The following is a 5,016-nucleotide window of genomic DNA, read 5'->3' on the forward strand; positions in this document are numbered from 1 at the left end:
AAATCCGAAACCAATCAACAGGTTTCGGATTTTTACACATCAGCAGGATCGGTCAATGGATCCTTAACTGATCGGCATTAAGGTTAACAGCGCGCCTTTTTTTCACAGCAAGTCGATCGAGCAGATGCGAACCCTGATGGCCTCTTTGCCCTCCTGCGGCACAGATCTGGCGCTTGCCAATAACGCGCCGGTCGTGGATGCGGGGGGCGATCGGGTGATCCCCGCCAATACCCCTTTCACACTGGTCGGCAGCGCACTGGATCTGGACGGTAATCCCCTGAGTTACACCTGGGAGCAGGTTGATCTTGGCAATGCGTCCTACAGTGTGGCGACCATGGTGGATGATGGAACCCGCCCGCTGTTTCGTTTTGTCTCTCCGACATCGGATCCCCGTAGAACCTTGCCCGCCATGAGCTCGCTGATCTCGGGTGTATTGGCCAAAGGAGAGGCGTGGCCTGCGACCAATCGTAACCTTCAGTTCCGCCTTACCGTGCGCGATGGGCAGGGGGCGGTGAGCAGTGATGAAATGGTGGTTCAGGTGATCAATACCGGCGCGGCATTTGCCATCACAGCCCCGCAGATCGGCACCATGGTGGTGGGTAGTACCCAGATGGAGCATGGGATGTTGCAGGGACCGATCAGCCCCCCATTAACTGCTCTCGCGTGGATTTGGCACTGACACAGAATGGCGGGTCTAGCTGGACGACGCTGGCAAGCGGATTGGCCAATAACGGCTCGGCCAGTGTGGTGTTGCCTGCACCGTTGACCAGCACGGCCAGGCTGAAGTTGGCATGCAGCAATAATATTTTTTTCTCTATCAATGGGATAAAAGGTAATGCGTCGGCCACGACGGAGAGTGCAACCGTGATCAACAATAACAGTGCGGGTGGCGGCGGTGGTGGTGGCGCTGTGAGTCTTATCGTGATCCTCCTGATGGGAGGGGCAGCCGGATGGCGCAGATATTACGGCTAGTCGCCAGTTTGCTGCTTTTGCATATATGCGCAGAACAGGTTGTGGCCGCCTCTCTGACCGAGACAATAGAGGAGAGCCTTGCCGCGCAGGATTATCGGCTCATCGTGCGCGGCGGGCGTGGCGGTATGGCCCCGGGGGTTGTTGAGTCACTGCAAGCAGAAGCGAGAACCCGGTGCGGGGTGCGTTATCTGGAGGGATTCGGCGATGTGATTGAGATGGGCAAGGAGGCGGAGTTCGAGCAGCGGATTGACTATGCCACCCGATATAACCGGCGGATGCTGGAAAAGTGCATGCCGGAGGCGATTGAGAGGTAATTGAGAGGTCATAGTGTGCAGGTAAGCACAGCGGGGAGGCAGTTGCCTCCCCGCTGCGTTATGGCTTGTCACTGGCAGACGGGCGGAGCACAATGCCTGCGTCACTCTCTTGATGGTCGTGGAACCATTATTTATTTGAAGGAAAATCAAGATGATGGATGTTGCTGATCTGCGCCGTGAATACTCCCGTGGCGGGCTGCACCGGGCCGATCTGCCGGCCGAGCCGCTGGTACTGTTCGAGAAGTGGTTGGCGCAGGCCTGTGAGGCTAAACTGACCGATCCCACAGCAATGGTGGTGGCGACCGTGGATGCCGATGGTCAGCCCTGGCAGCGCACCGTGCTGCTCAAGCACTACGACACTCAGGGGATGGTCTTTTACACCAACATGGGCAGCCGCAAAGCGCAGCAGCTGGAAGGTAATCCCCGTATCAGCCTGCTCTTCCCCTGGCACACGCTGGACAGGCAGGTTCATGTGACTGGCCGGGTGGAGAAGATGAGCACCTTCGAGGTGATGAAGTATTTCCACAGCCGCCCCAAGGATAGCCAGATCGCCGCCTGGGTCTCAAAGCAGTCGACCCGCATCTCGGCCCGTGGCGTGCTGGAGGCCAAGTTCCTCGAGCTCAAGCAGAAGTTTGCCAATGGCGAAGTGCCGCTGCCGAGCTTCTGGGGCGGCTTCCGGGTGGTGATTGAGACGGTAGAGTTTTGGCAGGGTGGCGAACACCGGCTGCACGACCGTTTCTACTACACCCGCGAAGGGGATGGCTGGCATATCGAGCGTCTGGCCCCCTGATCGCGCTGTTCAAATTCGTTTTCACAAGGAGTGTGTATGCGTCTGTATGGTGATCTGCGTTCCGGCAACTGCTACAAGGTGTGGCTGCTGGCCCGCTGGCTGGATCTGCCCCTTGAGTGGGTAGCGGTGGATATTCAGGCGGGGGATACCCGTACCCCCGCGTTTCTGGCCATGAACCCCAACGGCAAGATCCCGGTGCTGGAGATGGACCAAGGCGATGCGCTGGCTGAATCCAACGCCATCCTCTTCTATCTGACGCAAGGCAGCGCCTTGTGGCCCACCGATCCGCGCCAGCAGGCCGAGGTGCTCAAATGGATGTTCTTCGAGCAATACAGCCATGAGCCCTATATCGCGGTGGCCCGCTTTATTGTTCACTATCTCGGCCGCCCCGAGTCGCAGGAGGCGCGGCTCGACGGGCTGAAAGCCGGTGGCGAGAAGGCGCTGGCGGTGATGGAGCAGCAGTTGAAACAGAGTCCCTACCTGTGCGGTGATGCCCCGACCATCGCCGATATCGCCCTTTATGCCTACACCCACGTGGCAGAGGAGGGGATCTTCTCCTTGCAGGGGTGGCCGGCTATTCGTGACTGGATCGCCCGTATCGAAGCCCACCCCCGTCACCTGACGCTGCCTGCGGCCTGTCAGGCCAGCTGATGGAACTGCTGATCGAGGCCAGTCTGTGGCAACCGCAGTGGGCTGCGCTGTTGCAGCACTGGCAGCAGCGAGGTCATCGCTGGCAGTTGCTGCTGGGCAAAGAGGCGGCGGCCGCCCTCGATCAAAGCGATACTCTCTGGGCGAGCAGCCCTCCTGACGGGGTGCTTTGCCCGGGGGCCCTGCTGGCCGCCTGGCTCGATGGCGATCTGCTGGCGGATTTTCATGTCGATCCCAGCAGCCAAGTCCTGATCAGCGCCTCCACCTCGCTGCTGACCCTCGCCAGGGAGCAGGGGCTGCTGACCCTTGGCCCGGTGGGGGCTGACCTGCCGCTCACCCCCGAGGCCGATTTGGGCGCCGTGCTCAATCGCCTGCTGGCGCGCCGCGTGACGGTGCCGACCCTGGTTGAGGGGCATCCGCTATCAGGTGTCGTGCTGCGACCACTGCAGGCCGCCGATGACCGCGAGATCGTGCGCTACTGCAACGACGAGGCGCTGGCCCGCTACACCCTCAATATTCCTCATCCCTATCCGCCGGAGGGGGCCCGCGACTGGCTGGCGCTCAGCTGGCGCAAGGCGGCGCTTGGGCTTGGCTGGAGCTGGGCCATCACCTTGCCAGAGGAGCAAGGGGCGGCGCTGGTCGGGGTGATCTCCCTGCACTGGAATGGCGAGCTGGCCTGGTGGGTGGGCGTGCCCTGGCAAAATCGCGGTCTGGCCACTCGGGCCGCACGTTTGGTCAGGGGGTTCGCTTTTGACCAACTGCAACTGCCAGCGCTGACGGCTCGCCATATGCCGGACAATTTAGCCTCCGGCCGGGTGATGGCCAAACTGGGGATGCACTATCGCGGGCGGCGCCAGCTCAGCGGTCGTCAACCGTGCGAGGTGAGCTACTGTCGGCTGGATCGCGCTCCCTCCTTGCCCAATTCCTTGTCCGAGGAAATTGCCCATTGGCTTGCTGATGAGCGGATCGCCGTGGTGATCCTGTGGGATCCCGCAACGAGCAATCGGCAGAGTGCCAACGGCAAGCTGGCCATCTCGCTCTTTGTGGATGAGACCGGAACGGGGGAGGAGCCCTGCTGTTCGCCGCATCTTGAGCAGTTGCTGACGCTGCGCTGTTACCCCGTTGATCTGCTGGATCAGGCTGAACCGGAACAGATGTCCCATCTTGGTGGTGTGTTGCTGAAAGACAGGGACGAACAGGGGCTGGCATGGCTGCTGCAACTGGCCGCGCTGCAGCGCCAGGGGCCCGATCTGCTCAGCCGCGAGGATCGCGCATCACGGCTCCACTGGTTCAACCAATTGATGGCGCAGGCGCTGGGCTGCAACGGTGACTCGCCGCAGATACGTTATCAGCAGTTACGGCTGCTGGTGGAGCTGCCGGAGCTGGTCGACGAGCTGGATGGCTGCTGGCATCAAACGCCCGAATTGACCTTCGAGCGGTTGGCGAAGGAGGCTCCCGCCCTCTGGCTGGCCTACTGCGAGGCGATGAACAGGGTCACCCCGGCTACGCTGTCAGCCTTGCAGCAGCAGTTTGCAGCTCGTTTTCCTGAGTGCACCCTCCCATTTTTGGACAAAGGTACTCAGAGTGACCAGCCGTTGTGTGGAATAATGCCTGCTCTGCTGTACGAGGAGTAATACCAGATGTTGAGAACCGAGCGCCCCGGTGACATGCTGCCGGTCTATGAGCTGCTGAGTGCCGCCTTCGGTCGTTCCGATGAGGCCGAACTGGTCAACCGCCTGCGCGAATGTGGCGCTGCCGTGGTAACCATGGTCGAAGAGGAAGAGTACGAGTTTATGGGGCACCTGATGCTAAGCCCGATCACCATTAACGGCATGGAAGGGCCCTGGCTCGGTCTGGCGCCGGTAGCGGTTCATCCCGACTGGCAAGGTCAGGGGATTGGCTCTGATCTCATCCGTGAAGGGCTTGATACGGCGCTCGAGATGGACTGGAAAGGGGTGGTGGTACTCGGGGATCCGGTCTACTACAGCCGTTTCGGTTTCCGCCCGGCCAGCGAGTTTGGCCTGCACTGCATCTATGAGGTGCCTGCCGACTGCTTTATGGCGATGGAGCTGCAGGAGAGCGGTTTTGCGGGTGTGCGGGGTGAGGTGCTCTATCACCCGCTGTTTGATGAACTCCCCGACGAGTTACCGGATGCGCAGGCAGAAGAGGCCCATCTATAGCGAACAGTCGCAGCGAAAAGTCATAACGAAGGGCTCTGTCCCAATTACGTGTTGAAAGGCTAATCTTGAAGTAGGCCATCACCTTGAGGTCTACCATCATGGATACCCCAGC

Annotated in this window: 5 protein-coding genes and 1 pseudogene; all 6 read left to right on the top strand. The window is 60.6% G+C overall.

Annotated elements, in window-relative coordinates:
• Positions 1 to 76 precede the first annotated feature (76 nt).
• Positions 77 to 972: pseudogene (locus BSP75_RS19375) on the top strand (hypothetical protein); the annotation flags it as partial.
• A complete protein-coding gene (locus BSP75_RS19380) occupies positions 951 to 1,286 on the top strand; it encodes a hypothetical protein (RefSeq protein WP_075114285.1) in 336 nt (111 codons plus the stop codon). The pseudogene BSP75_RS19375 and the gene BSP75_RS19380, both read left to right, overlap by 22 nt.
• 151 nt (positions 1,287 to 1,437) lie before the next feature.
• On the top strand, positions 1,438 to 2,076 hold the full coding sequence (gene pdxH, locus BSP75_RS19385) for a pyridoxamine 5'-phosphate oxidase (RefSeq protein ID WP_075114286.1): 639 nt from the start codon (positions 1,438 to 1,440) through the stop codon (positions 2,074 to 2,076).
• Positions 2,077 to 2,112: 36 nt separating this feature from the next.
• Complete coding sequence (locus tag BSP75_RS19390) at positions 2,113 to 2,727, top strand: glutathione S-transferase family protein (protein ID WP_075114287.1); 615 nt, start codon at positions 2,113 to 2,115, stop codon at positions 2,725 to 2,727.
• Positions 2,727 to 4,358, top strand: a complete 1,632-nt coding sequence (locus BSP75_RS19395; protein WP_075114288.1) for a GNAT family N-acetyltransferase — start codon at positions 2,727 to 2,729, stop codon at positions 4,356 to 4,358. The genes BSP75_RS19390 and BSP75_RS19395 overlap by 1 nt, the downstream gene beginning before the upstream one ends.
• A 6-nt stretch (positions 4,359 to 4,364) precedes the next feature.
• Positions 4,365 to 4,904, top strand: a complete 540-nt coding sequence (locus BSP75_RS19400; RefSeq protein WP_042656203.1) for an N-acetyltransferase — start codon at positions 4,365 to 4,367, stop codon at positions 4,902 to 4,904.
• Positions 4,905 to 5,016 lie beyond the last annotated feature (112 nt).

Source organism: Aeromonas sp. YN13HZO-058 (genome assembly GCF_001921245.1).
In the GTDB taxonomy this organism is placed as follows: domain Bacteria; phylum Pseudomonadota; class Gammaproteobacteria; order Enterobacterales; family Aeromonadaceae; genus Aeromonas; species Aeromonas allosaccharophila.

Excerpts from the sequence above, each read along its gene's own strand:
- BSP75_RS19380 (WP_075114285.1), top strand. The coding sequence starts at position 951 with ATGGCGCAGATATTACGGCTAGTCGCCAGTTTGCTGCTTTTGCATATA.
- pdxH (WP_075114286.1), top strand. The coding sequence starts at position 1,438 with ATGATGGATGTTGCTGATCTGCGCCGTGAATACTCCCGTGGCGGGCTG.
- BSP75_RS19390 (WP_075114287.1), top strand. The coding sequence starts at position 2,113 with ATGCGTCTGTATGGTGATCTGCGTTCCGGCAACTGCTACAAGGTGTGG.
- BSP75_RS19395 (WP_075114288.1), top strand. The coding sequence starts at position 2,727 with ATGGAACTGCTGATCGAGGCCAGTCTGTGGCAACCGCAGTGGGCTGCG.
- BSP75_RS19400 (WP_042656203.1), top strand. The coding sequence starts at position 4,365 with ATGTTGAGAACCGAGCGCCCCGGTGACATGCTGCCGGTCTATGAGCTG.